Origin of the sequence: Seleniivibrio woodruffii, assembly GCF_029267515.1 — a bacterium.
GTDB lineage: Bacteria > Chrysiogenota > Deferribacteres > Deferribacterales > Geovibrionaceae > Seleniivibrio > Seleniivibrio woodruffii_A.
This window is the reverse complement of record NZ_JAJUIS010000007.1, coordinates 20,480-47,162: the sequence shown is the minus strand read 5'-3', so window position 1 is coordinate 47,162 and position 26,683 is coordinate 20,480. Positions and strand designations below refer to the sequence as shown.

Annotated in this window: 27 protein-coding genes; 8 read left to right on the top strand and 19 right to left on the bottom strand. The window is 48.8% G+C overall.

What is annotated here, in order from left to right; genetic code table 11:
- Positions 1 to 159 precede the first annotated feature (159 nt).
- From Q7P67_RS08770 to Q7P67_RS08755, 4 genes are all read left to right on the top strand, one after another.
- Positions 160 to 1,626: an ATP-binding protein gene (locus tag Q7P67_RS08770; protein ID WP_303851587.1), complete on the top strand. Its 1,467-nt coding sequence runs from the start codon at positions 160 to 162 to the stop codon at positions 1,624 to 1,626.
- Positions 1,613 to 2,299, top strand: a complete 687-nt coding sequence (locus Q7P67_RS08765) for a response regulator (RefSeq protein ID WP_303851586.1) — start codon at positions 1,613 to 1,615, stop codon at positions 2,297 to 2,299. The genes Q7P67_RS08770 and Q7P67_RS08765 overlap by 14 nt, the downstream gene beginning before the upstream one ends.
- A 142-nt stretch (positions 2,300 to 2,441) precedes the next feature.
- Entirely contained in the window at positions 2,442 to 3,005 is a 564-nt protein-coding gene (locus Q7P67_RS08760; RefSeq protein ID WP_303851585.1) for a MarR family winged helix-turn-helix transcriptional regulator, read from the top strand.
- 1 nt (position 3,006) lies between these two features.
- Positions 3,007 to 3,288 carry a 4Fe-4S dicluster domain-containing protein gene (locus Q7P67_RS08755; protein ID WP_303851584.1) on the top strand — a complete coding sequence of 94 codons (282 nt, stop codon included), beginning with the start codon at positions 3,007 to 3,009 and terminating at the stop codon, positions 3,286 to 3,288.
- A gap of 31 nt (positions 3,289 to 3,319) precedes the next feature.
- Here the strand turns inward: Q7P67_RS08755 and Q7P67_RS08750 are convergent, their stop codons facing one another.
- The 8 genes from Q7P67_RS08750 to nifH form a co-directional block, all read right to left on the bottom strand.
- Positions 3,320 to 3,748 carry a DUF269 domain-containing protein gene (locus Q7P67_RS08750; RefSeq protein WP_303851583.1) on the bottom strand — a complete coding sequence of 143 codons (429 nt, stop codon included), beginning with the start codon at positions 3,746 to 3,748 and terminating at the stop codon, positions 3,320 to 3,322.
- Between the two features lie 9 nt (positions 3,749 to 3,757).
- Complete coding sequence (gene nifX / locus Q7P67_RS08745) at positions 3,758 to 4,138, bottom strand: nitrogen fixation protein NifX (protein ID WP_303851582.1); 381 nt, start codon at positions 4,136 to 4,138, stop codon at positions 3,758 to 3,760.
- Positions 4,139 to 4,148: 10 nt separating this feature from the next.
- Positions 4,149 to 5,459: a nitrogenase iron-molybdenum cofactor biosynthesis protein NifN gene (gene nifN, locus Q7P67_RS08740; RefSeq protein ID WP_303851581.1), complete on the bottom strand. Its 1,311-nt coding sequence runs from the start codon at positions 5,457 to 5,459 to the stop codon at positions 4,149 to 4,151.
- Positions 5,452 to 6,822, bottom strand: coding sequence for a nitrogenase iron-molybdenum cofactor biosynthesis protein NifE (gene nifE / locus Q7P67_RS08735; protein WP_303851580.1), 1,371 nt, complete (start codon positions 6,820 to 6,822; stop codon positions 5,452 to 5,454). The genes nifN and nifE overlap by 8 nt, the downstream gene beginning before the upstream one ends.
- A gap of 18 nt (positions 6,823 to 6,840) precedes the next feature.
- Complete coding sequence (nifT, locus tag Q7P67_RS08730; RefSeq protein WP_303851579.1) at positions 6,841 to 7,053, bottom strand: putative nitrogen fixation protein NifT; 213 nt, start codon at positions 7,051 to 7,053, stop codon at positions 6,841 to 6,843.
- 4 nt (positions 7,054 to 7,057) lie between these two features.
- Positions 7,058 to 8,566: a nitrogenase molybdenum-iron protein subunit beta gene (nifK, locus tag Q7P67_RS08725; protein WP_303851578.1), complete on the bottom strand. Its 1,509-nt coding sequence runs from the start codon at positions 8,564 to 8,566 to the stop codon at positions 7,058 to 7,060.
- Positions 8,567 to 8,597: 31 nt separating this feature from the next.
- On the bottom strand, positions 8,598 to 10,040 hold the full coding sequence (gene nifD, locus Q7P67_RS08720) for a nitrogenase molybdenum-iron protein alpha chain (RefSeq protein ID WP_303851577.1): 1,443 nt from the start codon (positions 10,038 to 10,040) through the stop codon (positions 8,598 to 8,600).
- 132 nt (positions 10,041 to 10,172) lie between these two features.
- The gene (nifH, locus tag Q7P67_RS08715; RefSeq protein ID WP_132872172.1) at positions 10,173 to 11,042 is read right to left on the bottom strand and encodes a nitrogenase iron protein; all 870 of its coding nucleotides are present in this window, start codon (positions 11,040 to 11,042) and stop codon (positions 10,173 to 10,175) included.
- Between the two features lie 424 nt (positions 11,043 to 11,466).
- Between nifH and Q7P67_RS08710 the strand changes: the two genes are divergently transcribed.
- A complete protein-coding gene (locus Q7P67_RS08710) occupies positions 11,467 to 11,916 on the top strand; it encodes a hypothetical protein (protein ID WP_303851576.1) in 450 nt (149 codons plus the stop codon).
- A 192-nt stretch (positions 11,917 to 12,108) separates the two neighbouring features.
- Positions 12,109 to 12,555, top strand: coding sequence for a hypothetical protein (locus tag Q7P67_RS08705; protein WP_303851575.1), 447 nt, complete (start codon positions 12,109 to 12,111; stop codon positions 12,553 to 12,555).
- Between the two features lie 28 nt (positions 12,556 to 12,583).
- On the opposite strand, the gene Q7P67_RS08700 is transcribed toward Q7P67_RS08705, so the two are convergent.
- A complete protein-coding gene (locus tag Q7P67_RS08700; protein WP_303851574.1) occupies positions 12,584 to 13,012 on the bottom strand; it encodes a hypothetical protein in 429 nt (142 codons plus the stop codon).
- Positions 13,002 to 13,895: an ADP-ribosyl-[dinitrogen reductase] hydrolase gene (gene draG, locus Q7P67_RS08695; protein ID WP_303851573.1), complete on the bottom strand. Its 894-nt coding sequence runs from the start codon at positions 13,893 to 13,895 to the stop codon at positions 13,002 to 13,004. The genes Q7P67_RS08700 and draG overlap by 11 nt, the downstream gene beginning before the upstream one ends.
- A gap of 35 nt (positions 13,896 to 13,930) precedes the next feature.
- Between draG and Q7P67_RS08690 the strand changes: the two genes are divergently transcribed.
- On the top strand, positions 13,931 to 14,755 hold the full coding sequence (locus Q7P67_RS08690) for an NAD(+)--dinitrogen-reductase ADP-D-ribosyltransferase (RefSeq protein ID WP_303851572.1): 825 nt from the start codon (positions 13,931 to 13,933) through the stop codon (positions 14,753 to 14,755).
- Positions 14,756 to 15,038: 283 nt separating this feature from the next.
- On the opposite strand, the gene Q7P67_RS08685 is transcribed toward Q7P67_RS08690, so the two are convergent.
- Both Q7P67_RS08685 and fdxB read right to left on the bottom strand, forming a co-directional pair.
- Positions 15,039 to 15,311 carry a nitrogen fixation protein NifZ gene (locus Q7P67_RS08685; RefSeq protein WP_303851571.1) on the bottom strand — a complete coding sequence of 91 codons (273 nt, stop codon included), beginning with the start codon at positions 15,309 to 15,311 and terminating at the stop codon, positions 15,039 to 15,041.
- 54 nt (positions 15,312 to 15,365) lie between these two features.
- A complete protein-coding gene (fdxB, locus tag Q7P67_RS08680) occupies positions 15,366 to 15,629 on the bottom strand; it encodes a ferredoxin III, nif-specific (RefSeq protein ID WP_303851570.1) in 264 nt (87 codons plus the stop codon).
- A gap of 239 nt (positions 15,630 to 15,868) precedes the next feature.
- Between fdxB and Q7P67_RS08675 the strand changes: the two genes are divergently transcribed.
- Positions 15,869 to 17,425 carry a sigma 54-interacting transcriptional regulator gene (locus tag Q7P67_RS08675; protein WP_303851569.1) on the top strand — a complete coding sequence of 519 codons (1,557 nt, stop codon included), beginning with the start codon at positions 15,869 to 15,871 and terminating at the stop codon, positions 17,423 to 17,425.
- Positions 17,426 to 17,448: 23 nt separating this feature from the next.
- Here the strand turns inward: Q7P67_RS08675 and Q7P67_RS08670 are convergent, their stop codons facing one another.
- Genes Q7P67_RS08670 through Q7P67_RS08640 form a run of 7 tightly spaced genes read right to left on the bottom strand, consistent with a single transcriptional unit; the run spans position 17,449 to position 26,586 of the window.
- Positions 17,449 to 18,756: an HlyD family type I secretion periplasmic adaptor subunit gene (locus tag Q7P67_RS08670; protein WP_303851568.1), complete on the bottom strand. Its 1,308-nt coding sequence runs from the start codon at positions 18,754 to 18,756 to the stop codon at positions 17,449 to 17,451.
- Between the two features lie 12 nt (positions 18,757 to 18,768).
- On the bottom strand, positions 18,769 to 20,505 hold the full coding sequence (locus tag Q7P67_RS08665; RefSeq protein WP_303851567.1) for a type I secretion system permease/ATPase: 1,737 nt from the start codon (positions 20,503 to 20,505) through the stop codon (positions 18,769 to 18,771).
- Positions 20,505 to 21,809 (bottom strand): TolC family outer membrane protein, encoded by a 1,305-nt coding sequence (locus Q7P67_RS08660; protein ID WP_303851566.1) that lies wholly within the window; start codon positions 21,807 to 21,809, stop codon positions 20,505 to 20,507. Before Q7P67_RS08660 ends, Q7P67_RS08665 begins: the two co-directional genes overlap by 1 nt.
- Positions 21,806 to 24,379 (bottom strand): glycosyltransferase, encoded by a 2,574-nt coding sequence (locus Q7P67_RS08655; RefSeq protein ID WP_303851565.1) that lies wholly within the window; start codon positions 24,377 to 24,379, stop codon positions 21,806 to 21,808. Before Q7P67_RS08655 ends, Q7P67_RS08660 begins: the two co-directional genes overlap by 4 nt.
- Entirely contained in the window at positions 24,376 to 24,591 is a 216-nt protein-coding gene (locus tag Q7P67_RS08650) for a hypothetical protein (protein ID WP_303851564.1), read from the bottom strand. Before Q7P67_RS08650 ends, Q7P67_RS08655 begins: the two co-directional genes overlap by 4 nt.
- Entirely contained in the window at positions 24,584 to 25,801 is a 1,218-nt protein-coding gene (locus tag Q7P67_RS08645; RefSeq protein ID WP_303851563.1) for an ABC transporter ATP-binding protein, read from the bottom strand. The genes Q7P67_RS08650 and Q7P67_RS08645 overlap by 8 nt, the downstream gene beginning before the upstream one ends.
- The gene (locus Q7P67_RS08640; protein WP_303851562.1) at positions 25,798 to 26,586 is read right to left on the bottom strand and encodes an ABC transporter permease; all 789 of its coding nucleotides are present in this window, start codon (positions 26,584 to 26,586) and stop codon (positions 25,798 to 25,800) included. Before Q7P67_RS08640 ends, Q7P67_RS08645 begins: the two co-directional genes overlap by 4 nt.
- Positions 26,587 to 26,683 lie beyond the last annotated feature (97 nt).

Below are 26,683 nucleotides of genomic sequence, written 5' to 3'. Positions count from 1 at the left end.
TTTTAAAGGAGGTTATAAAAGGTTCGTTACCTTTTTCCTTTAATAAAAGATAGCACGAGATTGTGTGGAAAATATGGAGAAATTGTGTATTTGAACGATTGTTTATATTTTTTTATTGGAATTTGCAAACTTTAAGCATTATTTTATGTCAGGTGACGTATGAAAATCAGACTCTTTTATAAGATATACGCTCTTTCACTTTTCGCAGTCGTTGTGAGCATGTCCATCATGATACTCATGGTGGGCTATTTCGGCTACTTTAATTTCAGAGAATACCTGATAAAGTCAAAAATGCAGGAAATGACGTGGCTTGCGGACAAGCTGGGCGAATATTACCAGACACACGGCAGCTTTGATGAGATCAGGGACATAATGGACAACCCTGACAGAGCCATGTCATCTTTTCTGCCTCCTCCGCCTCCTTTTATGGATGATAAAGGACGCAAAACCGAACCGGAAAGAGAGATAGAGATGCTCAAAAAAGTCTTTCTTACCAAAGACAATAAACTGAACGTAGCATCTTTTATCCATTTCAGACCGTTTCTGACCATGCTGGATGTCAACAAGAACATCATAGTCGGAAAGAATTTTAACAGAAACAGAGACGAATTTGTTCTGATGCCCATTAAAGCATATGAAAAGACAGTTGGTTATCTGGGTATACGCAAACCGCCGCAGGTAACGCATCCCCTTGCCATCGGATTTCTTCGTCAACAGTTGAGCATGATGCTTTTCAGCGCCCTTATAATAATAGTGCTTACTGGTGTTCTTTCATGGTTTTTCACAAAAAAACTGCTCGCACCCGTCCCTGTTCTGATAAACGCCACAAAAAAGCTCGCATCAAGAGATTTTGATATAGATATTAAGCAGATGTCCAACGACGAGCTGGGAGATCTCGCGCTGGATTTCCGCAAAATGGCGCAGGATCTGAGAATGTATGAGCAGAAACAGAACCGCTGGATTTCAGATATCTCACACGAACTGCGCACCCCTTTGTCTGTTCTTCTTGGCAATATTGAGGCTATGCAGGACGGCGTGAGAAAGACGGATGCTGAAACAATGAACATTCTGCACGGTGAGGTGTCAAGACTTATAAAGCTGGTGAACGAGCTTCATGAGATAACAATGGCGGAATCGGACAACATGCACTTTCAGTTCGCACCCGTAAAACTGCAGCAGATTGCCGAGGACGTCGTAGAGCTTTATAAGAGCCGCGCAGAGGAGTTCGGCTTTGAAATACGGACAATGATACGCGGCGGCGGCACACTTGTCAGAGGCGACGTTTCCAGACTGCGCCAGGTGTTCATAAATATAATTGAAAACTCGCTGAAACACAGCAAAAGTCCGGGTGTTATCTTCATTTCCTGCATGGACAACCGGCTCGGTGTGACAACAACCATAGAGGACACAGGTCCAGGCGTTTCAGATGATCAGCTCGGCATGTTATTTGACAGACTCTACCGCTCCGACACATCAAGAAACCGCGAAACAGGCGGAAGCGGACTTGGGCTTGCCATATGCAAATACATAGTTGAAAAACACGGAGGCACCATTAAGGCCGTCAGCGGCGGTATGGGTGGTCTAAAGATAGAAATAATTCTTCCGGGTGAGGATGAACATGAATAAAAAGGTTCTTATAATTGAAGATGAAACACAAATAGCTTCCATTCTGAAAGACTACTTTCAACAGTCCGGGTTTGAAGTGCACACCCTGGACTCAGGCGCAAAAGCGGTCGAATCCATTAAAAAACTTGTACCTGATGCCGTTATTCTCGACCTTATGCTTCCGGACACGGACGGGCTTGAGATATGCAGACAGGTCCGCAAGTTCTCAAACGTGCCTATGCTCATGGCCACTGCAAAGGTTGAAGAGGTGGACAGGCTTATCGGACTCGAACTTGGTGCGGACGACTATATCTGCAAACCGTACAGCCCGCGGGAAGTTGTGGCAAGGGTCAAGGCGGTTCTGCGCAGACTGGCTCCGGAAGCTACGGAGGACGTGCTCACTGCGGGACCAATCGTCATTCAGCCTTCGAAATATCAGGTGACTGTAAACGGGAATGACCTTTCGCTCACCAGAAGTGAGTTCGAGCTGCTTTACATCATGGCGAAACAGCCCGGCAGAGTTTTTTCCAGAACAGACCTGATAGCTAACGTCCACGGATATGAGTTTGAAGGATACGAAAGAACCATCGACAGCCATGTAAAAAACCTGCGCAAAAAAATAGCGGCGGTTCTCAATAATAAAGACGTGATACAAACCGTATACGGGGTCGGATATAAATTCGAAGCTGCATAATACGCTTTTAAAAGGCTCCCCTCGGAGCCTTTTTTCACCTGTCATTTTACTTAGGTACCTGAATATATCTGTTGACTTTTGCTGATCCATCGACTATCTTTCTTTTTATAAGGTACCTAAATAAATATCAGGGAGTATTCTGATGGATAAAGTTTCACCAAAAATTCTTTCGGCTTTCATCCGCCTTTCAAGGCTGGTTCACAGAGAGAGCCACAAACACGCACACGATATGCACGACCACAGAGTCCACCGGGGACAGGGGCATCTTCTTTCACTAATAGCTGAAAACGCAGGGGCAAAACAGTCCGAACTTGCGGAGATACTTGACATACGCCCTTCATCCATGACAGAGATGCTTGTCAAACTTGAACAATCAGGTCTTATAGAGCGCAGGCAGGACGAAAGCGATCAGCGCGTCATGCGTATCCATCTGACAGAAAAGGGAGAAAAAGCACTCAAGGCGTCTAAGGCAGCAATACTTGAAATGTCCGGAGCGCTTTTCGATTCTCTTACTGAAGAGGAACAGAACCAGTTTCTCGCCATAATGGAGAAACTCACTGCCAACCTCGAAGAGAGGGGAGGAGAACTCTTCCACGGCGGACATATGCACGGTCACGGCTGTTCGGAACACGGACGGCAAGCTGGACGCGGACACCGCAGAGACAAAAACTGCGGCGGCGGACACGGGATGTGCAGGGAGAGATGATATGGCTGTGGAAATTAACACCGACTGTACAAAATGCGGCATATGCGCAACAGTCTGCCCTTTGGGAGCTATAGCCTTTTCAGAAGACGGCTGTGAACTGTCGCAGAACATCTGTAACGAATGTGGAGCATGTATCATTGCTTGCCCTTCTGGAGCTATAGTGAGGACAGGTGAGCCCGCCGTATCAGCGGAGGGCAGAAAAAAAGTACATAAAAACTGCATCGGACACGGTGGCAGATACAAAAAAGGGAGTTACCTGTCAAGACTTGCAGGCAGACTGTGAATAGAACACGGGTCACGGCATGACCCGCTTTCTATTCAGGTAAATTGAAACTTTCCGCTTTTGCAATGGCTTTGGCGGCGAGAGTTTCGCCCTCTTCCAGAACCTCTTCGAGTGTCGCGAACCCGAATTTATGGGCATTGCGGTGGAATTTTTGCAGGAAAATATAATCCTCATAGACCAGAAGCGCCCTGCCGAATCCCTCGGTGTTGATATCCAGCACGGTGACAACCATCTTTCCGCACTGCTGCTCAACATACAGGGCAACCGCTTCATAATAAAGCCGTATTTTTGCTACAGTCTCCGGTGATATAGCAGAAAAAGCGTCTATTTTCTTCTTGTCATCTTTGGTAAGGACGTAGTATCTGGTCATAAGCGTATCGTCCGCAACGTTTTTCCATATATTATGCGGATCGTGGGAACGAATCTTAGTTATCAGGACATCCCTGAAAGTATTTGCCATAAAATCCCCTTATTCCGGCTGTCTGTCTCTGTAGAGAGCTTTTTTCAGCCAGGGAGCAGGGTTCCCAGCCAGAGTGGTCTTCAGATTTTCCAGAATCTCAGCAATAGGAACCGGATCGTTCACCTTAACCGGATGTATTTTATTTTTTATGACGTGGGCAGCGGCGGGACCGCCTATCTGTGCGACATAAAGTATTGCGCAGTCTGCAAGTTTTTCAGCCTTTGAGCCTGTGTCCAGTTTATGCTCTGTGCCTTCGTCCTGTTCTGCGAACTCGCGCACTTCGCTCAGGGTATAGGATTTTTCATCTATTTCATAGATGGCGACCTTTGTCGCTCTGCCGTAGTGTTCGTCCACGGTTTTAAGATCGTTTGTGCAGAAGCCAATTTTCATAAAAATCCCCCTAGTGACCCGACCTTTCGATGTCGAGTGTCATACATATGTTTCCTATGTCAAATGCGAGCATCATTGCTCCGTAGTAGCCGATAAAGGTTCTGTGAAAATGCCCCAGATAGTCCTTTACAGGATACCCGACGCGATAGAGCGGCTTATGCGCCCTGTGACACATGGGTATTGCGTTTGAGCTGGCTATTATAAAGTCGGAAACCTTGGAGTAATCTTCAAGGTCTTCCAGATCGCCCATTATTATGTTATCCGCAGGAAGGTTTTCAAACATGCCGTGGCGCGCGGTGGTAACTGCGGTTTCCAGTCTTATCCCCATCTCCTTTGTGAGATAGTTGCCGAGACCGTAAAGCAGATCCGGTTCTCCGGCGATGGAGAATGACTTACCGCTGAAACTGAAATGCGCGTCAAGCAGTGCATCAACAGCCCTCTGACGCTGAATCCTCAGCCAGCCTGGAGCCTGTTTGCCGGTATAGTCCATCAGCCACGAAACAAGTTCATCTGACGCTTCGATGCCTGTGAGCGAATCGAATTTTTTATAGGGAACCGTGCAGCGCTCTAGCAGTATATCCGCTGACGCTTCCATACAGCCGCCCACAACTATGGAGAAATCGGCGTGTCCCATCTTCTTTATGGTGTCGATGGAGGTTCCCTCCTCCGGCAGACCGTAAAAGTGGTTCACCTGACCGCCCATACTTGCGGACAGGTCGGGGTAGACTATCACATCCAGCCCGAAACCCTCGAAAACTCGTTTCATCCAGTCTATGTCTCCGGCAGTGAGGTGCATCCCCGCAAGAATGTTCACCATTCTTCTGGTTCTGTAGTCGGTGCGCACCGCAGGCTCTATCAGAAGCGAAAGGGTGGCGGCACAGGCGGCGCCGTATCCGGTTTCCGCGTCCCCTTTGAAGTCGGGGCAGGCGACGGGCACAACAGGAGTAGAGTCATATTGCGGGTATTTCTCTCGGAAGCGGATGAGGCTTCCTTTAATATCGTCCCCGCGCACCTCTGTCATACCAGTTGTCACAAGCCCTATGAAATCAGGTTTCTGCTTGTCGATGACGTTTGCAATCCCTTCGTGAAGATTGCTGTCGTCGCCTATTATGGTGGCTATGTCGAACACAGCGGTAGACTGCATAGGAGTAACCTCCCGATAATGCTGTGTCAGAAAATTCTTTGTGAATGCCATACATCCCTGCGCGCCGTGCACAAGAGGCATAACCCTGTGCATACCGAGAAATGCGGTTATCGCGCCCATTATGGAGCCTTTTTTCAGAGGGTTAACGGACAGCGGTTTTTCTATTATCTTAACCAAAGCTGACCTCCCACGGAGCAGGCTTCTTAACAATGGAAAATACGGGGGACGTCAGCGTGCCGCATATTTTCTGTGCAAGCACCAGCGAGCCTTCGTATCCCGCGAATGCAAAATGTCTCTCCTGATTCACGTCCACAAAGGGAACCTGCCCCTTCATGGCGTTGTACATATTCCGACCGCCCGCAAGGAACAGGTCGGCATCGTACTCTTTCATATATTTAAGCAGGGTCTTTCCGTCCCCTTTGGGCATCAGACCGTCTTCGTTTCCTTCGAAATATTCAAGTATTCTGGCGATATCCTCTTCTGTGGATTTTCTGGTGCTGGATTTAATGACCTCCATGCCCATTTCCTCAAGCTGTTTCAGAATCGACCAGCTTTTGACGCCGCCAGTGTAAACGAGTACCTTTTTGCCTTTCATTATCGGCAGATAGGGTGCCAGTTTCTCAAAAGTCTCCTTCTCCTTGCGTGCGGTAAGCTCCTCCACCTTCTTTTTCAGGAGGTCGCTGCCCATCATTTCCGCAATCTTCATGAGCGTTTTTTTCGTTTCGCCCATTCCGTAAAACGAACCTTCGAAATAAGGTATTCCGTATTTTTCATCAAGCTGACGCGCAAGCGAGATAAGGGCGCGGCTGCATATCACCACGCTGAGTTTTGAGCGGTGGGCATAGCACAGCTCCTCATATGTCGCGTTACCTGTCATTTTGCTGAAAAGAGTTATGCCAAGCTCTTCAAAAAGCGGCTCAACCTGAAAAAGCTCTCCGGCGATGTTGTATTCCCCTATAAGATTTATTGGAAACATAGGGACGTTTTCCGGTTCTCTCGTGCCTATAACGTGGTTAAAAAGCGCGTGACCCGCAAACTTATTGCCGAGGTTTTTGCTGCCTGAAAATCCCGGAGAATCCACAGGGATAATCTGCATACCAAGTTCCTCGGTCATCTCCTTTGCTACTGTGTGGATATCCTCGCCTGTCATAGCAGTGACACAGGTTGAATAGATAAAAATCGCTTTCGGTTTGAATTTACCGGCAACGTACCGCACCGATTCTTTCAGCTTTTTTTCGCCGCCGAACACTATGTCCAGTTCGTTCATATCGGTGGTCATGCCGTATTGGTGAAGGTTGCCCACATGGGTGCGGGTACCTCTGTTGTTATAGCTCTGTCCGCAGCATGTTATCGGACCATGTATGATGTGCGCCGCATCCGCAACGGGGAGCAGGACTATCTGTGCGCCGTCGAAAGCGCATCCGCCTGCCGTTGCACCGGGAGTGGGCTTTTTACATGCTTCTTTCTTCTGCTCTGCCGTCTTCTTTTGGTTATGATCACAGCCCGGCTCTTCCGTAAGCTGCTGAATTGCCAGTCTCATAGCTTCTCCCTGGAGACATCAGTCTCCTCTGGTGAGCAGTTTAGCCTCCATAGTTCTCGGCAGAGTCGGTTCTGCATCCAATGTTTCAAACTCCAGCACCCAGCCGTTTGCCAGAGTAAATTCACCGCCCCATGCACCATTCTGTTCAATGGAGACTACTATCTGTTCCATGTCTTTTTTAGGGACGTATACTGAGTATACGTCCCCTTTTTTATTAAGCGTTACCTTCATAGGCTTATCTGAGTATGTCGTAGCTTGTTGTGTACATAGTCTTTTTGTCTATGTCTTCAAGCATACGGTTTACTATCCATGTCATCATCTGAAGTCCGCCTTTGTATCCGATGGTGGGATATCTGTGCAGGTGGTGTCTGTCCTGAAGCGGGAAGCCTATTCTGCAAAGTGCTATGCCGGTGTCTCTTTCAAGATATTTTGCATATGAGTTGCCTATTATCATATCCACAGGCTCTGTGAAGAGCAGTGAACGGAAGTGCCACATGTCTTTTCCTGCCCATATCTGAGCGCCTTTAGCGAACTCATATTTGGAGAGGTTAGCTTTTGTCTCAGCTTCCCAGTCCTTTGAACCGTTGGATACGAGAACGTGGATAGGTTCGCCGCCCATTTCCATAACGACTCTGCAAAGACCGTATGCAAGGTCGGGGTCGCCGTTTATACCGAATGTTTTGCCGTGGATCCAGTAGTAGGAATCCGCGATAGCATCAACAAGCTGACCTCTTTCATACTCAAGTTCAGCAGGAACGGGCTTGCCTGTCAGTTCGGCAATAGCCATGACAAGTTCGTCTGTACCTTCGATACCATAGGGATTGACCACTTTAACAGGGTGCTGCCATTCTTTCTCGATGAACTCTGCGGTTTTCAGCAGAGACCATTTCTGAAGCAGCAGTGTTGCTTTGGAGTTGGGAGCGTCTCTGAGGTCGTCAAGGGAAGTGCCGCCTCTGTACATTTTATATTCACCGTCGGTGGGTGAGTTAAGTGTTTCAGAAGGATCTGAAAGCAGGTTTATCTCAGCACCGAACAGTTTGAAGATACGTTTGATCTCTTCATAGTTCGCAAGGTAAGTGTCAAAGCCCATAATGACGTTTATCTTGTCATTTTTGGTCTCTTTCTTAACGCCCATCTGACCAAGGATAGCCATCATGGTGTTGTCGTAGCCGACAATGTGCGAACCCACGAAAGAGGGGGTGTGGGCAAATGTCACAGGAAAATCGGCGGGTATAAATCCCTGTTCTTTCGCGTTTTTAACGAAAGAGTTCATGTCGTCGCCGATAACCTCGGACATACATGATGTAACCATTGTTATCATTTTGGGGCTGTAAAGCTCGTATGTGTTCTGCAGACCCAGATAAAGCGCATTGTGTCCGCCGAAAACCGCAGCATCCTCAGTCATGGCGTCGCATGATGTGGGGAAGGGTTCGCGGAAGTGGCGCATAAAGTGCGAACGGAAGTATGAAGCACATCCCTGTGAACCGTGAACGAAAGGCATAGTGCCTTCGAAGCCGATTGCAGCGAACAGACCGCCGGAGGGCTGGCACGCTTTCAGGGGGTTAACAACCAGATCCTGTCTTGCAAAGTTCAGGTCTCTGTATTCTTTGGTTTTTGTCCACTCAAGTGTTTCCTGTACTTTGGCATCCGTTTCAGCGTTTTCATATTTTGCTTTTTCAGCAAACATATCCTGATATTCACAGCCGTTAAACAGGGAAACGTGGTCTTTTATTCTTTCACTCATTTTAATCTCCTTTCCTTAATTTCCGGTCGGATCATTTCCACGGGGGAGTGATCTTTTTCCAGATGGCTCCGTTAACAGCCATATCCATATCTCTTGCGAATACTTTAAAGCCGTCTACCCCGTGGTAGGGACCTGAGTAATCCCATGAGTGCATCTGGCGGAAGGGGATACCCTGTTTCTGTGTTGAATATTTTTCCTTGATACCGGAACCCACGAGGTCGGGTTTGAAGTTTTCAAGGAGCTTTTCCATTTCATATTCGTTCATGTCGTCCACGATGAAGGTTGTGTTTTCCACATATTCAAGTGTTCTCGCGTAGTCGTCGTTGTGTGCGAACTCATAACCTGTTATCACAACCTGAACGCCGAGGTCGCGGAAAGCGGGGATGATGTGTCTGGGGCGCAGACCGCCGACAAACAGCATACAGTTTTTGCCGTCCAGTCTCGGTTTGAACTTGCTTACTATCTCATCGAACTGAGGCTGATATTTCTCAGCGATTATCTTTTCTGTCTGCTGCTGGATCTTCTCATCGAAATGAGAAGCTATCTTTCTCATGCTTTTTATAATCTGTGTGGGACCGAAGAAGTTGAATTCAACCCACGGAATACCGAATTTTTCTTCCACATATCTTGATATGTAGTTCATTGAACGGTAGCAGTGCAGAAGAATAACTTTCGCTTTTGTAAGGTTCGCGATTTCGCTTACAGTGGAGTCGCCTGTGGACTGGGATATAACGTTAAGTCCCATCTCCTCAAGTATCTTTCTGGAGCTCCATGCGTCGCCGCCGATGTTGTAGTCTGCAAGCAGCGCCACGTTATAAGGGCTGTCTTCAATCTCAACGCCTTTAACGTCTTTTTCATATATCCAGTCACGCAGTGAATCGTTTGCGATGTGGTGACCCAGTGACTGGGAAACACCGCGGAAACCTTCACAGCGGCAGGGGACAACGGGTTTTCCGATCTCTGCGGATGTTGCTCTGGAAACAGCTTCGATGTCGTCACCGATGAGACCGATGGGACATTCGGAAAGAACGGAAACTCCTTTGTTCAGCGGGAAAAGCTGGTCTGCCTCTCTGATGAGGTTTGTAAGCATTTTGTCGCCGCCGAATACGATATCTTTTTCCTGAAAGTCAGATGTAATCTGCATTGTAACAAAGTTGCTGATACCGGGTATGCCGTTTGCAAAGTTACGTCTTGCAGACCATGAATACTGACCGCAGCCAACGGGACCGTGGCTGATGTGTATCATATCTTTGATGGGTCCGAAAACCACGCCTTTCGCTCCCGCATATGCGCAGCCTCTCATGGACATAACGCCGGGGCGTATCTTTCTGTTAGAGTTAATGCCGCATTTAACGTCTTCGGCTTTAACGACCTCTATTTTTTTCTTCCTGTCTTTCGCGGTTGCGTCGTTGTATCCGTCAAGGATTTCCTCCATGACCTCAACACCGTGTTCATGCACATTTTTACCAGACATAGATTGACCTCTTAATTTTCAGTACAGTCTTCAATTAAACGTGGTGTCTCGAAAATGCCTGAAGAATCCGGCAGCAGGAGCCGAATAGGAAAGACACTTTGAGACTTCCCACTCTTTTTAATTCCTATGGGGTTAGGAAACTTTTTTCTGACCTACGATGCTTTCATCCTCTTCCTTGATGATGCCGAACTCCATAAGGAGGTCTTCAAGTTCCTGCATGGAAACAGGCGTGGGGATGTTAAGCATTTTGTTGTTGATGATCTTTGTAGCCAGAGTTCTGTACTCGTTTGACTGTGAGCAGTTGGGGTCATACTCAACGCAAGTCATTCTGCGAAGCTCAGCGTGCTGAACTATGTTGTTTCTGGGCACGAAGTGGATCATCTGGGTGTTGATCTTTGTTGCCAGAGCAGTGATCAGCTCGTCTTCTCTGTCGGTCTGTCTTTCGTTGCAGATGAGACCGCCGAGACGAACGCCGCCGGAGTTGGCATATTTAAGGATACCTTTGGAGATGTTGTTCGCAGCGTACATAGCCATCATCTCGCCGGATGTAACAATATATATCTCCTGAGCTTTTCCTTCACGGATAGGCATTGCGAAACCGCCGCACACAACGTCACCGAGAACGTCGTATGAAACGAAGTCAAGATCTTCTTCATACGCACCCTCTTCCTCGAGGAAGTTGATAGCAGTGATAACCCCACGTCCTGCGCAGCCGACACCGGGTTCGGGACCGCCAGCTTCAACGCAGCGGATATCAAGGAATCCTGTTTTAAGAACGTCGTCCAGTTCAAGATCTTCAACCGAGCCCACCTCTGCGGCAAGTTCCATAATAGTTGCCTGTGCTTTGGCGTGAAGGATAAGACGTGTTGAATCCGCTTTAGGGTCGCAGCCCACGATCATTATCTTTTTGCCCATCTCTGCCATAGCAGCCAGAGTGTTTTGTGAAGTTGTAGATTTACCGATACCGCCTTTTCCGTAGAATGCAATTTGTCTGAGAGCCATATTGGGTTCCTCCTGTTTTATCGTTGACGCCTATTATGTAGCATCAGTCATGCCAGTTCTTGTAATATATTGATAAAACGCAACTATTCAGACCAAGGCATTTTATATGCCGTTTTCCGACCGTTCTTTGTCCACTGCTTGTACAGCAGTGATTGTAACAAACCTTACATTTGCAATAAAACTTATTATTTCCAAGGTTTTAAAACATAGAATAATATTTTGCACATTTTCGTCCGCCTGTTTTCGTAAGTTTTGCCATATGCGAAAAGGGTAAATTGTAATATTCATTACACATTCAAATATAAACATTTACTGATTAAAAAAGCGTCACCTGCTCATTTTTTGTTCTGCTATATGTAAATTTCTTTTACACTACCAAAAAGGTCTTTTTACTCTCATTATTGGTAGCAACAGGAGGTGCATCATGATTAATGTTTTACTGTCCACTTCTCTGGTTTTATTCTTTATTACCGCTGTAATCCCCTATGCAAAGGCCTTTGAGATGGGAATAAAAGTTAAAGCGGTGGGAAAATCAGGAAAAGATTATGAGGGAAGAATATCCGGAATGGCAAAGAACAAGACCATTCTTTTCATCAGCAAAGAGGGGTGTAGATTCCAGATGCCCCTTGCAAAAGTACGTTCTGTGGAGAATGTTGAGGGCGAATATTTCACCGCGGAGAACGGCACAAAGCTCAAAGTGGTCAAAATTACGACAAGAGACGGTCAGGCAGTTTTAGGCGGCATAGCTGTCAGCGCGGCGCTGGCTGTTGAAAATACAAGAGGCAGCGTTACTAACCTTATGATACCCGACGTACACCGTTTCTCATCAATCAAAATCGAAGAGGAACCTATGGCTGTAAGCAGCCTTAAATAAATCCACACTACAACCTGTTTTCTGAAGGCGGTCACTGCGACCGCCTTTTTCAGTTTAAAACACTCTTTTTTCACTCTTTACATTTTTTATTTCTAACCGCTGTAATAACTTCCAGCAGAGGCTTATATGTAAATCAGTTTTACTCTTGAACTAAATATTAGTTTGTTTATATAACTGTCATGGAGGTGTGCAATGATACACAAGAAGACACACTGCCTTATCATGATTTTCGCTGTCGCAATGGCAGTTCAGACAGCGGATGCCTTTGATGTCGGGGACAATATCAAGGCGGTCGGGAAATCCGGCAAGGTTTATGAGGCGAAAATAGCTTCAGTGGCTCTCAACAAAAGCGTCCTGCTTATAAAAAGTGACGGCGCGCAGTTCAAAGTTCCCGTTTCAGACATCAGATCCATTCAGAATGTTGAAGGTGAGTTTTTTACAGCGGCAAACGGAACACCCATGAAAGTTGTGAAAATTGTCACAAGAGACGGAAAGACCATCACCGGCGGAGTAAACGTCAGCGCAGCTATCGCCGTTGAGCACAAAGAAGGGAATGTAACAAATCTTATGATACCGGACATGCACCGCTTCACATCAATCGAATCAAATAACACAATAGCGGTGAGCAGTCTTAAATGATTTCAGGGGCGGCTTCAACCGCCCCACTCTATTCTTTATTCAGAACAATGAACCTTGTATCAAGTATCGGAGCCAGAATGGATATCACATCCGAAGGACGCAAGCCACCTTTGCCGCAGCCCGGCAGCGGCATATATACATTGTCCCATCCAATCTGATCAACAAGCATCACAAGCTCAATCGCAGAACGCTTCACCAGACCCAGATCCGCCCTTTCCTGCCAGCTATGCTCCACAGGAAAGCTGACTATCATATTATCCAGATGATGCACATGGTTGCCGAACTGGTCTACGAGATACCCCAGCTTTTCATCCAGCCACGGCAGAACCTCTCCGACCTGTTTCGCATTGCCGGAACCCAGATTCGCCTTTCCGTTCTTTCTGACAGTACCGTTTGTGGTTATAACCACAGGATCCTTACCCACATGATCAAGGAGATCGCCCGTTTCAAATCTCATCGTGCACCCTCACTTCCAGATTCAAAAGCCTGCCCGTCTGTTCGGAAACAGCATCAACAACCTTTGTATCCAGTTTTCTAAGCCATTTCGAAGGAATATTATTAACACCATACATCGCTCCGGCAAGCATACCGACTATCGCGCCGTTGGTGTCTGCGTCCCCGCCCTGATTAACGGTGTTCACCATAGTATCTTCAAAATATTCGCCCTCTGCAAAAAAGTGCATCACCGTTTTGAAAGTATCTATAACGTAACCGGAACACTCGCCCTTATAGTTGGAATATGAATATTTCGGGTATTCCCTGATAAGCCTGTTGCCGATCTCAAGCACTTTCAGCTTATCTCCGCTGGAGAATATCTCACGCACCATCTCCCCGAAAACAAGGGTTATCCGGTCGGAATGTTCGTTGTTATGAGTCAGCCGCCCCTGTGCGAGGGACATATATTCAAATTTTGACCAGTCCTTGAGACAGTACAGCACCACAGGCAGATTGCGCATTGCGGCGCCGTTTCCGGCGGACTGCTCTGAATATGGCGATTCGGTTCTGCCCAGCGTAACATAATCCCTCAGTCCGCGGCGCACAGTCGAACCGATATCCACAGGTTTGGACTTCATCCAGTTCACAAAATTGTCGGCAGCCGCTTTCAGCAGAAACCCCTTCTGCTCTATAATACTGCTGCCAAGCGCCAGCGCCATTTCCGTGTCATCCGTAACCCTTCCAGCGCGCAGTTTCAGCCATCCGCCCCCTATTATCCTGTTATGAACACCGTACTGCTCCTTTATCTCCCGCGGGTTCATGAACTCCGTCGTGGCACCCAGCGCATCGCCTACGGCAAATCCCAGATAACTTCCGAGCGCTCTTCTGAGGAGTTCATTTTTCATTTGCAAACTCTGAGGATTTCATCTATTTCATTATCATGGGTGTAGAAAAACAGAAAAGCAGCATATCCCGTCTGAAGGATCTGAAGAGGTTTTACCATTACTCCAACCTCATCAATATCCCGACATATATGTTCGTAAGCAGCGAATATAACCTGAAAGTGCTTCCCATCACCATCAGCGGCGTATGGGAATATTATGCCGACATTTTTAATTCCATCAAACAGGCTGATACAATTGAAAATGCCGCCAAAGTTTTTGCAAACGCCATGGACACCCTCTTCTCGCTTTCCGAAAAATACAACGGAAAGAAGATGGGCAGCTATACCAGACTTCTGAAAGGATGGCTCTTCGATTCCAACAGCATAGAAGGCGCCGTTATGAAAGGATGGGTGGAAAGCCGGTTCGGCATAATGCCTTTCTTTCACAAGGAAATTATCCCCGATGTCAACAGCGAGGAATACTACGGATACATGGTTGAGAAGATGGACAGTAAACATAACAAAAACCTTATCTTCCATCAGCTCGATCTCCTCTACACCTATACCCAGTGTATACTTGAGACTTTCTATAAAGATAAACTGCCGAAAATCACGCTTTACAGAGGCGTCAACGACCTGTCGGAGCACCTTGTGGTGAAGGAATATGACAGGACGAGACTCTGTATTGAACAAAACTCCCTCGTTTCATTCACATCCGACAGGGACATTGCGTCTCAGTTCGGCGATTACATCCTGACGTCTGAAATACCTTATACAAAGATAGTTTTCTTTTCAGAGGTTCTGCCGAACCTCAGCTTCGTCGGGGAGAAAGAATATCTTGTCCTCGGCGGGCGGTACGATACAAATGTGACCTATTACTGATACAAAATTGCTCCATCCTTGGACAATTTTGTCAACGTTCGTCTTGGCAAAGCCAAGCCTCTCTCACGTTCCGTCTGATTTCAAAGCAAAGCTCCGAAATCCTCCTGAACGGGTTTCATCCTGAAACCCTGACCTATTACTGATACAGAATTGCTCCATCCTGTGTTATGAGACTGCCGCGCCTTAGGCTCGCAGAGACAGATGTTTGTCTTCGCGAGGAGCTACAGCGACGACGCGATCTCAATCTCCATTTCTCATCCCAACAGAAGGATGGAGAAGAGCCTTACGCGGTCTTTCTCTCCAGAACTGTCCACTTGCCCTCTTCCTCGTCGAAATCCTCGATAACCTCAAGCTCCTGCGCGCGGAAACCGAGTTTCTTGTTTATGTCAAGGAAGTGAACGACGTAGACAGGTTCGAAGTGGAACTCCGTAATTTCGCAGATAAACCCTTCCATGCCTTCATACGCAACAGGGGTTCCCCTTTTGCATCCCGCACAGGTTCCGTCGTTTCTTATCATTTTTGTTACAAGCACCTTCTGATTTACTTTAAGTTCCATTCCGCACCTCGTGAAAAAAAGCCCCTCCCGCGAAAGGGAGGGGGCATATTGTTGTTACGCTTCTACAGGAGCGTGTGTAAAACAGCCTTTGGGGCAGGCTTTTGAGCAGGCTTCGCAGCCTATGCACGCGCCGTCATCCACTATTGTCATATAGGTTTTTTCGCAGTCTTCGTCTTCGTATTCTTCAAGTGCGAGGCAGGCGTATGCACATGCTTTGAAACAGCGTCCGCAGGCTATGCAGGACTCTTTGCTGAGTTCCATGATGAACTTGGGAGTCCATTCCTTACCGTTTTTTCTGGTTCCAGTAATAAATGCCATTTAAAACCCTCCTTTGCGGTTATTCGTTGTGACACGGGTTATGCAAGCAATCTCCGTGCCGTTTGACAAAACTCTCTCCTGACCAACGGCAGAACAGAATAGAACACCCTGTATGACTTTTTCCTGAATACTTTTTACGCTATATCCGCCTATTTTTTAATCAGTTTTTCAGAATCAATCGCTGTAACCCTTACCGTTAGGCAGGCGTTGCGTGGCACATATATTGCTCGCAATTACGCATGAAATATCTCAACTATTTTAAGACAGCCCTTAACAGCATCTATGAGATAAGTGTTATTTTAAACAGTTCCACAAACATGAGGCACGCTCTTTACGGAGTTGTTAAGCAGATGCAGAACACCCTTTCCGTGGAACGCGCCCTTATCCTTCTGCACGACCCCCAGACACATAGGCTTGTGCTTGAGGCATCGGCGGGAGTTGACGAGACAACAGCGGCAAACGTTTATTTTCAGAGCGACGAGGGCATGGTAGGGAAGGTATTTCGTCTCGGTGTACCAATTCTTATACCTGACATAGAGCGGGAGCCGCAGTTTCTGAACAAGCTCAACCGCCCAAAGGCAACTGAGCAAACCTCATTCATAGCGGTTCCGCTGAAATTTCAGGCAAAAACCCTCGGCGTTCTCGCTGTGGACAAATTCAGCTCCCGCATGAACAGCGTTACCACAGAGGTTGAGATTCTGAAAATGATAGCGAACCTTATAGCATCTTTCCTGCATAAAACAGAGTTTTTCGAGAACGAGCTCTCTCTGGTAAAAAACGAGAAAATACGTATTGAAGCAGAAAACCTGAGTCTGATAAATGAGATAAAATCCAAATACACCTTTAAGGGGCTTGCAGGAAACAGCAAGCTCATGGAAAAAGTGTTCGATAAAATCACGATGGTTACTAATACTTCCGCATCAGTCCTCATCCGTGGAGAAAGCGGCACCGGTAAAGAGGTGGTCGCCAAAACCATCCATTATAACAGCGACAGAAGTTCGAAACCCTTCGTCGCTGTCAACTGCGCCGCTATCCCTGCCGACCTCATAGAAAGCGAGCTTTTCGGTTATGCCAAGGGCGCTTTCGCCGGAGCTTCCGCCGAAAAGAAAGGTAAATTTGAGCTGGCTGAGGGGGGCACTGTTTTTCTGGACGAAGTTGGCGACATGCCAATGGAGGCGCAAAGTAAACTGCTACGCGTATTGCAGGACAAAACAATAGAAAAACTGGGAACAGTTGAAAGCACAAAGGTTGACGTGAGGATACTCGCCGCAACCAATAAAAATCTGGAAGAGGCTGTTCAGGCGGGTAAATTCCGTCTGGACCTTTACTACAGACTGAATGTATTCACAATCGACCTGCCGCCCCTTCGCAAGCGCAAAGAGGACATCCCGGCAATCTGTGAAGTCATCATCGGCAGGCTTAACAATTCATATGGTAAAAATTTCGGCATAGAGGCGGATACAATCGCCGCTCTTTCCCACTGCAACTGGCCGGGAAACATCCGCGAGCTTGAAAACTGCCTCGAACGCGCCGCCCTTACAGCAGGAGACGGGCGGATCAAACCGGAACACATTTCCTGCAGCGGTGGTGATTTCTGTCTTTCGCACATTATCGACGGCAAAAAGCCGGAGGAGGAACTCCCCTCCGACGACAGCAACTCTGACAAAACCCAGCTTCTGCTGGCATTGCAGAAGACAGGATGGGTTCAGGCAAAAGCGGCAAGGATGCTGAATATGACTGTCCGTCAGGTCAACTACCGCATCGCCAAATACGGCATCGAAGTCAAAAAGATCTAACCGGATTGCCGCTGAATCTCCTTTTACTGCTCTTTCATGGACAATGCAAACCTGTTGAAGAACGGGCGCAGCAGATATTCCATGAACGTTCTTTCTCCTGTCTCTATAATAACTTCCGCTGGCATACCAGCCTGCAGCCTGTCTGCGGAGCCTATCTTAACAAGCTCTTTTTCAGGGATGCGTATCTGACAGATATAGTATGAGCGCCCTGAGTTCTGCTCAAGGAACACGTCGGGAGAGACCATGACAACCTCGCCGAAAAGAGATGGCGTCTTATGCACGTCCAGAGCGGATATGCGGACTTCCGACTGAAGCCCCGCCCTCACTGAGTCTATATCGCGCGGTGAAATCTCCGCCTGAACTATAAGCGCCTCGTGCATGGGCGCGATATCCAGAATCTTCTGACCTGGAGTGATTACGCTCCCTGCATTATGCACGGAAAGTCCAAGGACCACGCCGTCTTCAGGCGCTTTTATTATCATCGATTCATGGGTGACAAGCGCCGCGTTGTACTCCTCTTTGAGTCCGGCAATACGTTTCTGAACGTCCGTGAGGGTGGACTCAACGTCCTTGCTGAATTCGCTGTCAACCTGCAAAATTTTGAGGTCAAGCTCTGAAAGGTTTCGTCTTGTGCGCTCGATGGTCGCCAGTTCCTCGCTCCTTGTCGCCTCTATGCCCTGCAGGTTCTGCTGCAGCTCTATCATTTTGTTTCTGGGGTAATATCCCTCATCCGCAATTGTTTTTACGGAATCGATCTCTTTTTCAAGCAGGTCAACCTGCTTTCTTCTGGATGCAGCGAGCTGTTCCATCTGCGCGACGTAGTCTATAACGCCATGTTTCTGATTCATGAGTATCCGTTTCTCGTTCATAACGGAATCTCTGCGTTTTCTGAACAGGTCGTTCTGGGTTCTCAAGATATCGGCGACTTCGGGATCGGATGCCGCGTCTCTGAGTATTTCCGGATATTCCACCGATACGCGCCCAAGCCTTTCCGCGTTGAGTCTGGCTTCAAGGGCGAGATTTGTGTAATACTCCGAGCGGACACTGCTCAGTTTCGCGTTTGTGGAGGAATCATCCAGTTTAATTAGAACCTGCCCAGCCTTAACGCTGCTGCCCTCTTTAACTGAGATTTCCTGAACCGTTCCGCCGTAAAGATGCTGAACTGTCTTGCGCTTGTCAACGAATGTCAGCGTTCCGGGTGCCACAACGCCCTGACTCAGCGGAGCTGTGAAGGCCCATATACCGAAAAAGCCGAGTCCGAGAATAAGTACCGCAAGTCCGATATAAATATATTTTTTCGAATCTTTTCTGATTGACGTATCTGTATTCATGTTTCAACCGCCTTAAACCGCTGTTGGTTTTGTCTGCTGTAATCTCGCCTGCATACCGTTGCGCACGGTATCCATAATCTCCTGTTTGGGTCCGTACATCTGTATGGTGCCGTTATTCAGTACCATTATTTTATCCGCAACAGACAGAACAGGCGTTCTGTGGGTAATGACGAAGATGGTCTTTTTAAGTGCTTTCAGTCTGTTAAGAGTCTCTACAAGAGCCTGTTCCCCTGGTTCGTCAAGGTTTGAGTTCGGCTCGTCCAGAACCAGAAGCACCGGATCGTCATAAACCGCTCTGGCAAGAGCTATTCTCTGGCGCTGTCCGCCGGAAAGCACGGTTCCGCCCTCGCCTATGTACGTTTCATAGCCGTCAGGCAGTGCCAGAATCATATCGTGCACACCGGCCATCTTCGCAGCGGCAACAATTTTATCGGGGTCAAGCTCGCCGAAACGGGCGATGTTCTGCGCAACAGTCCCTTCAAGCAGTTCAATATCCTGAGGCAGATACCCTATATATTTGCCCATCTCGCCCTTATCCCATTTTGAAACATCTGCACCGCCTAGCCGCACATCGCCTATGACCGGACGCCATATGCCGACAAGCACCCGCGCCAGCGAGGATTTGCCCGATGCGCTGGGTCCCAGCACCGCCACAAGTTCCCCCGCCTTCGTTTCGAAACCGATGTTTTTAAGTATCTGGATATTCGCTCCGGGAGGTGACGCCACAACACCTTTTGCAACGACGGTTCCATCAGGTCTGGGCAGCTTCATCTTCTCCTCCGCCTCAGGAAAAGCGTCAAAAAGCTCTCCCAGCTTGCGGTATGAGTTTCTTGCTGACACAAAGCCCTTCCATGATGAGGTAATCATCTCAACGGGAGCAAGCGCCCTGCCCATAAGGATTGAACCCGCTATCATGGAACCTGCGGTGAGATCCATATTTATAACGTAGTAGGCACCCACGGCATATACCATGGACTGTGCGGATATACGGACGAAACGGGTCATGGCGCTTATGCCGGAAGCACGTTCGCTCGCCACACTTTGCAGCTTCATAAAGGCAAGGTGCTTGGGAAGCCATTGTTTCCGCACGTTTTCAAGCATCCCCATGGACTCTATCACCTCCGCGTTGCGGAAGTTCGTAGTGGCGAACATGGTAGCCTTGCGGAAGTTGACGTTCGCCTCCTCAATTGGTTTCCTGCTCACGTATTCCGTGATAAAAGTAAAGATTATAAGCACTATAGCCGCACACGTAGCAAGGATACCGAGCGCGGGATGCAGCAGATAAATAACTATCAGATATATTGGCGACCAGGGCGCATCCAGAAACGCAAAAAGTCCGTGTCCCGTAAGGAACTGGCGGACTGCCGTAACGTCCTGAAACACCTGCGAAGCCGTACCCGCCCCGCTTTTCAGTGCATTTTCGAATGCTACCGCAAACGCTCTGCCCGAAAGCATCTCGTCCATGCGGTTTCCAGCGACAATCATTATCTGGGAGCGCACCCATTCCATCGCCGCCAGCACAACGAACATGAACAGCGTGATAAGGGTTATCACAAGCAGGGTCTCCTTATTGCGGCTGGTGAGAACGCGGTCGTAAATCTGGAGCATATAGATTGACGGCACCAGCATCAGCATGTTTATTACAAAGCTGAAACCTGCCAGCGCAATAAACGTCCGCTTGAATTTCATCAGTATCTTTTTAAGTTCGCCTGCGGAAAACCCGCCCGGCATACGCCTTTGATTGTCCATCAGTTCACCTTACATTCAGAATTTACGAGAGTTTCAAGAAAATCAACGTCTGCGGCGGTGAGTACCCCCGCATAGTATTTAAGGTCAATGTATCCGGTGAAATATTCATATTTCGCCTGCAAAAGCCGTGAAAGACTGTCGAACATGTTGTTTTGCGCGTTTATAACGTCCACAAGGGTTACGACACCAGCCGACATACTCTTTTTGTTAGACTCATAGGCCAGTGTGTTGGACGCGGAAGTTCTTTCCAGTGCTGTAATCTTTGCTTTGCTGCCCAGAAGAGCCGTATATTTTTCGGAAACGTTCTTTTTCATCTCGTTCACGGCGGTGTTCATGTCGCTTACGGACTGATAGAACCGTTCTTTGCTCTCCATTACCTTTGCGGCTGTGTATCCGCCGCTGAATATCGGTACTGAAACCTGCGCTCCGAGGCTTTTATAGACCGTTTCCGTACTTTTTATGTTGCTCACCTGATCCGATTTTCTGTATGCGGCTATCAGGTTAAGTGTAGGAATATACTGCGTTTTGGCGATTTTAACGTTTTCGTCCGCATATTTGCTCTGAGCCTTGTAATATTTAACCTCGCTGCTGTTCTGTGCTGCGGTTTCAATCCAGTGGTCGAGTGTGCCCAGTTCGTGGGAGGCATAACCGAATCCCGAACCAAGACAGCGCACACCGTCTATCTTTCCCGTTATGGATTCAAGCTCCACCATGTTGTTCAGATAAGCGTTCTGCGCATTCACGATCTCATATTCGGCGGTATCCAGATTTGCCTGTGCCTCGTGCACGTTGGTAACTGCGACAAGACCTGATCTGAACATCTTCTCCGCCTGAACAAGCTGTTCCTGGGCGCCCTGTTTCTTTGCCTTCATCAGCTCAACGTTATCCTTCGCATACAGAACGTTCATGTATGCCGTGACCACCCTCACAATCAGGTTCGATTCGGCTGATTTCAGCTTCGCATCCGAGGACTGCAGAGTATATCTGCTCTGCTCGTGCTGCCGGTATCTGTTAAGGTCGAAAACAGGCTGAACAAGATTGACAGTAAGCTCTCTGGTGTCGTAATCCCCGTATCTGTCAGTATCGTATTTAAGGGCGGTATACTGACCGGAAACGTTCGGCAGAAGCCCCGCTCTGGTCTGTTTACGCACCGCCTCCGCAGACTTCTGATAGTGTCTTGCGGATTGAAGTATGCTGTCGTTTTCAATGGCACGGTCATACGCCTCCCTTATCCCCGTGTCCGCCAAAGCGAACCCCGCGGAAAGAGCAGGCAGCAGAACCAGACCTGCAATCAACCTTTTCATAACCGTAATCCCCCTGATATATTCAGTTTATCCATAAGCATCTCTGCACTTTCAAACCATGTAAGATATCTCAGCCCGCCGCTGTCCGGATGTTTCCCCTCGTCCCACAGCCTGCACCACTGCGATATTCTGTCTGCAAGTCCCTGCGCCGTTATATCCGAAAAATAGAAGGCGTTCCCCCCCGCAACCTCGCGGAAAACGGGAATGTCCCTGACCATCAGCGGTATACCCTTCTGTGCCGCCTCTATGAGCGGCAGCCCGAACCCCTCGCCGTAACTCGCCGAAATCAGACACACCGAAGCGTCGTAAAGTCTGTCCAGATATTCGTCGCTCGCATCTTTTATCCAGAAGATGCCCTTACCCCTGTGCCTGCTGTTCTCTATTGCGCACACAGCCTCGTCAGCCATCCAGCCGAACCGCCCGACGATAACCAGCCGAATGTCCGCACCTTCGTCCAGAAGCGTTTCAAATGCCTTGATCACCTGCCAGTGCCCTTTGCGCGGTTCTATTGTTCCAACCATCAGAAAGGTATCCGATTCGCGGCAATCAGACAGGAAAGCATCAGCTCCCTCCGGCAGCCCAGCTGTCGGAACCGAAGAGATTATATCCGCGCCGAGGTGAAACCAGTCCACCTTTGCACTTCTGTCCGATACGTTCTCAATGAGCCACTCTTCAAGCTCATCCGCCACCGCCTTTGATATGCAGATAAGACTGCTGGCGGAAACACCAGCTGCATAAAGCCAGTCGGCATGTCCCCCCATTGCGTAATGAGGGAAAAACTGAGGAAATTTCAGCGGCAGAAGGTCGTATACTATAAAATGAAGCCTCGCACCCCGCCCGCGCCATTTTGAGAAAAGTCCGTCACGGTATGCACCGTAAATTTTCACCGGATCGAAATCCGCACCAAGAAATATATCGTTCCGGTTCGGTTCTATAATGTCCCCAGATTCGTCCAGATCCGTAAGGTCTTTCAGACAGGGTTTTTCAGCAAATTCAGACACAGAATTCAGAAAATATTCCGGTGCCTTACGATAGCAGACCCGCCCGCCGGCAGATGAAATATAGACCGGCATGATCCTGTAACCCGTGACAAAATCTTCCGCGAATGAGCGCAGAAGTGAGCGCACAACCCGTTGTATCCCCGTTCTGTGATCCGTATGCCATATGACTGAGATATCGAAATATATATTTCTGCGCCCGACGGCACTGCGACAGTGCATCACCGCCTCAGCAAGCTGTTCCAGAGCTTCGTCGTCCATAGCCTTTATCTGCGGCTCCGCCCTTTTAAGAAACTCTTCAAAGTGCGTATCCGCATCCTGAGTGTACAGAGACTCAAGCTCATCGTAAAAAATCCTTCCGACTGCGGATGGCACAAGCCCTTGTGCATATTCCCTGCCTCTCTTTGAGAGCAGTCTGCGCAGTTCCCCGTTGTCCTTCAGTTTCGCAACAGCAGCAGAAAGCTCATCGTCGGTAAAACCGCCTTTCAGCATGACAACGCTGTCTTCTGGAATCTCCGCCATGGCTCCGTCGTCGTTAACAATAACCGGAACTCCGTATGCCATGCAGTCCAGAACCGCCCGCGAGGTCTCGCCCCTGCCAGCCTTTCTGAGCTGTACGGCAGCATCCGCCGCCTGAAGATAGAGTGCGTAGGTTTCGTCATCAACACTGCCTGTCACAACAGAATCACCCATCCTCTTTTCATATTCCCCATCGGAGCATCCACCGACGAAAACGCTTGTCACGTCCGGTACTTCTTTCAGAACAGAAGCAAGCCTGCCGCAGCATTTCGTCTCCGTTATATGCCCGAACGAGCACACCAGAAAAGCATCATGGGGTATCCCCAGCCGTTCGCGCGCGCCTTTTCTGTCAACTGTTTCCGGCAGTGCGTGCACCTGCGGAACAACACGGGTTCTCTCAGAATACTCATACCCGTAAAATCTGCGGGAAAGCTCCCGCGCATAGACCGAATGTACGAAAACCCCGACGCTTCCGGCGAAAAACTCCCTGTTTGAGGGCAGCTTCTCCATGGCGGCTTCGTGTCCTTCGCGGGTGAGAAGTTTCAGCCCGCCAAGCCCGTGGGAAAAGAGAACAGCCTCAGTCTGGAAGTCCGACGCGTGCCCCATATACTGCATCCATGCGGCAAAATGCCCCAGATAAAAATCATGCAGGACGACCGCCCCAGGACAGCTACGCAAAAGCTGCGGCATGTGCGCATGGAAACCTGAATTTCCCATCTGATACAGCACGCGGTCATATCGCCTGTAATTCTTCCTGAAATACGAAACGGTTCTGACTGTACACCCTTGGGGAACGCCAGTAACCTCCGGCTGGTCTGTCACAAGCTCAACCATGTAATGCTCTTTCAGCCCCTCTGCAAGCTCCGTCGTGTACTTCGCGATTCCCGTTTTCAGAGGCGGCAGGGGTGAAACCACCGCCAGAAGACGCTTAACGCCGTCCGGCTGCACCCTTGGCGGGTTTATCAGAGACTCCGAATAGTAAGCAAGCTCCCTTGAAACGCCATCAGGCACATGCAATCCTGTTTCGTCGGTCAGCCGTGTTAAATCCTTCATATGCGCCCGTTTCTTATATCTTTCAGACGTTTCAGAACGCCCCTTCCTTCCCGGCTGAGGGCTGGTTTGACCGAGGGGATGCCCAGCCTCAGAAACATCTTTTCCGCGAAAATCTCCGGCATGACCACAAAAAACGCCCGTTTAGCATAGGGTATCCTGAAAAATACAGCACATATGCGCCGCACCGCCGCCTTTATATTCTGCTTATTCATATTCTATCTCTATCACCGAAGGCACATAGCTGTGCCCTTCAAAATGAGTTTTCTCCGTATTCACCGTTTCGAACATCATAGCGAAATCGCGCCATTCGTAATTGTACTCAAGATGGGTCATGCCGCCTGAAAGCGCTGTGGACACCGAATAGCTGCCGACTCCCAGATCAGCCCTGAAACGAACCCTGAAAGTGAGTTTTGTACCCGCCTCCGCTTTAATAACCTGTCCGGTAAACCATGTGTTTGTGCCGTAAACCGTCTGCCCAAGTCTGTCTTTCAGCATATAGCCGAAAACCAGATCACTGATATCAGCAACAACTTCCACCCAGACGCGCAGTTCGTATTCTCTGCCGACATGCAGAATGGCAACCTGATTTCCGTCCGCGTCGTACATCCCTGTTGAAACGCATTTCGCCTCACCCGTGCCGGAAACCGTCTGCATCCGTCCTCCGGTCACCTCTGTCCGGCTTACGGCTGTGCCGCTGCGTTTTGCCATCAGTCCGTTGTAATAGTCCAGCACCTCCGAAGGGTTGCCGTCCATCACCTGCCTGCCGCCGTCCAGAAGAAGTACCCTGTCGCATATGCTCTGCATAGCCTGCCTGTCATGAGACACCAGCAGAACCGCGGTGCCGCTGCTGAGAAACTCCCTTATCCTGCCGAAACTCTTGTGCTGAAAATACGCATCGCCCACGGAGAGAGCCTCATCAACTATCAGTATATCCGGTCTGAAAGCTGTTGCCGCCGCAAAGGCAAGCCGCGCCTGCATCCCGCTTGAATATATACGAACAGGCTTGTCGAAATATCCGCCAAGCTCTGAAAATTCCTCAACAAAGCCAACGCCCTCTTTTATGCTTTCCGGCTGAAAACCGCTCATGCCGAGATATTGCACCGCGTTCTGCCTGCCGGTCAGCTCCGGCTGAAACCCAAGCCCAAGCTCTATGATGGCGGAAACGGTTCCGCTGTAAATAACTGTGCCCTCCGTTGGGCGCGTCATTCCGGCTATCATTTTCAGCAGCGTGCTTTTTCCTGCGCCGTTGTGCCCGGCTATGCCGACAGCTTCGCCCGCATCCATTGAGAAGTTTACCCCCTCCAAAACGCGCACGTCGGTATAACCACCTCTGCCGATGCCGAACCATGACAGCACGCGTCTTAAACCGGAACCGTACATGCGGTACACCTTTCCGGCGTTCTCAACCCTGAGCGCACTCACAGCACGTCCGCCATTTCTCCCTCCGCCCTTCTGTAAAGGACAAGTGAAAGGAAGACAAGTCCCGCGCCGACCGCCGACACTAAAACAAGCGGCAGAATCGCAGGCTGTCTGCCGAAAACAAGCGCGTCCTGAAACCCTGTGACAACTGGATAGAGAGGGTTCAGTTTCAGAAGATGCCCGTATCCGGCTGGAATTATATCAGCCATATAAACAACAGGAGTCAGCCAGAACCAGAATTGCATAACAACCTGCATCATATGCTTTATATCCCGCATGAACACATTCAATATCCCCAGCAGAAAACCAAGCCCCAGACCTAATAACAGCGCACAGCCGTAAAGTGCCGGAAGCCAGAGAGCATATGCCGTAACTCTTTGCCCCGTAAAAATAAATACGACTGCCACAGAAACCAGAAGCAGGGCTGCGTTTATCACGGCAGTACCGGCCGCTGCAAAAGGAAGCACAGCGGACGGGAAAGATACCTTTTTTATGATATTTGCATTGTCCGTAAAGACGTTTACGCAGCCAAGGGTGACATCCGCAAAGAAAGCCCACCCCAGAGTTCCGGCGAGCAGATATGCCGCATATGAAACTTCTGCCGAAGAGGTGCGCGGGGAGAGAACGGAAGAGAGGACAAGCGCATATACAGCGGACTGGCATAGTGGGGATATCACTCCCCAGAGACCGCCGAGTCTGCTGCGCGCAAACTTAACACGAAAGCCGGTCAGAACAGAGCCTGCGATAAAAGCCCTGAAACGCCATATCTGAATGAAAATATCTTTCATCTGTTCCCGCTGAGGCAAAGAATTACCATGTTCAATAATTACATATCGCCATATTCATAGCAACGGCAAAAGGCAAAAAAACTCCGGAGCGTCTGAA

Coding starts and splice junctions, on each gene's coding strand:
- Q7P67_RS08690 (WP_303851572.1), top strand. CDS start 13,931: ATGGGTGTAGAAAAACAGAAAAGCAGCATATCCCGTCTGAAGGATCTG.
- Q7P67_RS08770 (WP_303851587.1), top strand. CDS start 160: ATGAAAATCAGACTCTTTTATAAGATATACGCTCTTTCACTTTTCGCA.
- Q7P67_RS08750 (WP_303851583.1), bottom strand. CDS start 3,748: ATGGCAAATACTTTCAGGGATGTCCTGATAACTAAGATTCGTTCCCAC.
- Q7P67_RS08650 (WP_303851564.1), bottom strand. CDS start 24,591: ATGAATAAGCAGAATATAAAGGCGGCGGTGCGGCGCATATGTGCTGTA.
- Q7P67_RS08765 (WP_303851586.1), top strand. CDS start 1,613: ATGAACATGAATAAAAAGGTTCTTATAATTGAAGATGAAACACAAATA.
- Q7P67_RS08755 (WP_303851584.1), top strand. CDS start 3,007: ATGGCTGTGGAAATTAACACCGACTGTACAAAATGCGGCATATGCGCA.
- nifK (WP_303851578.1), bottom strand. CDS start 8,566: ATGAGTGAAAGAATAAAAGACCACGTTTCCCTGTTTAACGGCTGTGAA.
- nifH (WP_132872172.1), bottom strand. CDS start 11,042: ATGGCTCTCAGACAAATTGCATTCTACGGAAAAGGCGGTATCGGTAAA.
- Q7P67_RS08665 (WP_303851567.1), bottom strand. CDS start 20,505: ATGGACAATCAAAGGCGTATGCCGGGCGGGTTTTCCGCAGGCGAACTT.
- Q7P67_RS08670 (WP_303851568.1), bottom strand. CDS start 18,756: ATGAATACAGATACGTCAATCAGAAAAGATTCGAAAAAATATATTTAT.
- fdxB (WP_303851570.1), bottom strand. CDS start 15,629: ATGGCATTTATTACTGGAACCAGAAAAAACGGTAAGGAATGGACTCCC.
- Q7P67_RS08655 (WP_303851565.1), bottom strand. CDS start 24,379: ATGAAGGATTTAACACGGCTGACCGACGAAACAGGATTGCATGTGCCT.
- Q7P67_RS08700 (WP_303851574.1), bottom strand. CDS start 13,012: ATGAGATTTGAAACGGGCGATCTCCTTGATCATGTGGGTAAGGATCCT.
- Q7P67_RS08760 (WP_303851585.1), top strand. CDS start 2,442: ATGGATAAAGTTTCACCAAAAATTCTTTCGGCTTTCATCCGCCTTTCA.
- Q7P67_RS08705 (WP_303851575.1), top strand. CDS start 12,109: ATGATACACAAGAAGACACACTGCCTTATCATGATTTTCGCTGTCGCA.
- draG (WP_303851573.1), bottom strand. CDS start 13,895: ATGAAAAATGAACTCCTCAGAAGAGCGCTCGGAAGTTATCTGGGATTT.
- Q7P67_RS08685 (WP_303851571.1), bottom strand. CDS start 15,311: ATGGAACTTAAAGTAAATCAGAAGGTGCTTGTAACAAAAATGATAAGA.
- Q7P67_RS08675 (WP_303851569.1), top strand. CDS start 15,869: ATGAAATATCTCAACTATTTTAAGACAGCCCTTAACAGCATCTATGAG.
- nifE (WP_303851580.1), bottom strand. CDS start 6,822: ATGAGACTGGCAATTCAGCAGCTTACGGAAGAGCCGGGCTGTGATCAT.
- nifT (WP_303851579.1), bottom strand. CDS start 7,053: ATGAAGGTAACGCTTAATAAAAAAGGGGACGTATACTCAGTATACGTC.
- nifD (WP_303851577.1), bottom strand. CDS start 10,040: ATGTCTGGTAAAAATGTGCATGAACACGGTGTTGAGGTCATGGAGGAA.
- Q7P67_RS08660 (WP_303851566.1), bottom strand. CDS start 21,809: ATGAAAAGGTTGATTGCAGGTCTGGTTCTGCTGCCTGCTCTTTCCGCG.
- nifX (WP_303851582.1), bottom strand. CDS start 4,138: ATGAAAATTGGCTTCTGCACAAACGATCTTAAAACCGTGGACGAACAC.
- Q7P67_RS08710 (WP_303851576.1), top strand. CDS start 11,467: ATGATTAATGTTTTACTGTCCACTTCTCTGGTTTTATTCTTTATTACC.
- Q7P67_RS08640 (WP_303851562.1), bottom strand. CDS start 26,586: ATGAAAGATATTTTCATTCAGATATGGCGTTTCAGGGCTTTTATCGCA.